Origin of the sequence: Grimontia marina (assembly GCF_900060185.1) — a bacterium.
GTDB lineage: Bacteria > Pseudomonadota > Gammaproteobacteria > Enterobacterales > Vibrionaceae > Enterovibrio > Enterovibrio marinus.
The window spans coordinates 1-1,841 of the sequence record NZ_FIZY01000149.1 but is presented as its reverse complement, the minus strand read 5'-3'; the positions used below and the strand labels follow the sequence as shown (position 1 = coordinate 1,841).

General features: G+C 53.4%; 1 pseudogene. It reads left to right on the top strand.

Going from position 1 to position 1,841, the window contains the following annotated elements:
- Window positions 1-75: 75 nt before the first annotated feature.
- Window positions 76-1,841: pseudogene (locus GMA8713_RS27840) on the top strand (hypothetical protein); the annotation flags it as partial.

The window sequence follows — 1,841 nt, the reverse complement described above, 5'->3', positions numbered from 1 at the left end:
AACCGCTTCTCAAGTTATGGCTTCAACGACCGCTACGCATTGAACTTCACCATTGACTCGCTCGGTAGCTACAACATGTTTGGCTTGGGTAGCGTCGAAAGTTCAGCAAGGTACTCAGACATTGATTACGCTTTCTACGTTGTTGGCAGCACACTGCGCATTTACGAAAGCGGCAGTTCACGCGGTACCTTTGGCTCCGTTGCGGTTGGCGACACCCTCTCAATTCAGGTTAACAAAGGGGCTATCGCCTACTATCGAAACGACACGCTGGTCCGCTCAACAAGTTATAGCGGCGACACGCCTGACTTCTATGTTGATTCGAGTTTCTACAGAGGCGCGATAAAGCTGTCGAACATATCTCTGACCCCTCTTTCTGGCGCAGGTTTCTCCGTTGATGCTGACAACGATGGCATCAACAACGATGTCGACCTGGACTCTGACAACGACACCATCCCAGATGTGGTGGAAGCCGGATTAACCGATGCTGATGGCGACCTGAAAGTGGACTCAGTAAATCTCCAAGGCACTGTCGACCCTGCCCCGGATTCCGACGGTGACGGCATCCCGGACTACCTTGATTTGGAAAGCCAGAACGCCGCCAATGACGGCACGGCCTTTGACATGCATGGTTATGACTTTGCTGCCTTCGATTCGAACGGCGATGGCAAACTCGATAGCAATGATGAACTTGGCGGTAACGATGTCAACGGCAACGGTATCGATGATCGTGCGGAAGATGCGGACGGCGATGGCTTATCAAATCCAAACGATGATGACGACGATAACGACGGCACCTTGGACGTTAACGACGCCTTCCCATTTGACCCGAACGAAGACACCGACACGGACGGTGATGGCGTTGGGGATAACGGTGACGCCTTCCCTAAAGATGCCACTGAAACCAACGATACGGACGGTGACGGTGTCGGCGACAATGCGGATGCCTTCCCTGAGGATGCGTCTGAGACCAAAGACTCTGACGGTGATGGTGCTGGGGACAACAGCGATGCCTTCCCTGACGACGCGTCTGAGACCACCGACTCGGATGGCGATGGTATCGGCGACAACGCTGATATTGACCGTGATAACGATGGTCTTTCTGATGAACTGGAATCACGCACCAGCGCTGAAATCACAGACTGGCCTGTTCTGACCGGCAATGCCTCTTTCACTGACGGTGCGCTCTCAGCCAACGGCGGAAGCTGGCGCTATCAGGCCAACTCTAACCGCTTCTCAAGTTATGGCTTCAACGACCGCTACGCATTGAACTTCACCATTGACTCGCTCGGTAGCTACAACATGTTTGGCTTGGGTAGCGTCGAAAGTTCAGCAAGGTACTCAGACATTGATTACGCTTTCTACGTTGTTGGCAGCACACTGCGCATTTACGAAAGCGGCAGTTCACGCGGTACCTTTGGCTCCGTTGCGGTTGGCGACACCCTCTCAATTCAGGTTAACAAAGGGGCTATCGCCTACTATCGAAACGACACGCTGGTCCGCTCAACAAGTTATAGCGGCGACACGCCTGACTTCTATGTTGATTCGAGTTTCTACAGAGGCGCGATAAAGCTGTCGAACATATCTCTGACCCCTCTTTCTGGCGCAGGTTTCTCCGTTGATGCTGACAACGATGGCATCAACAACGATGTCGACCTGGACTCTGACAACGACACCATCCCAGATGTGGTGGAAGCCGGATTAACCGATGCTGATGGCGACCTGAAAGTGGACTCAGTAAATCTCCAAGGCACTGTCGACCCTGCCCCGGATTCCGACGGTGACGGCATCCCGGACTACCTTGATTTGGAAAGCCAGAACGCCGCCAATGACGGCACGGCCTT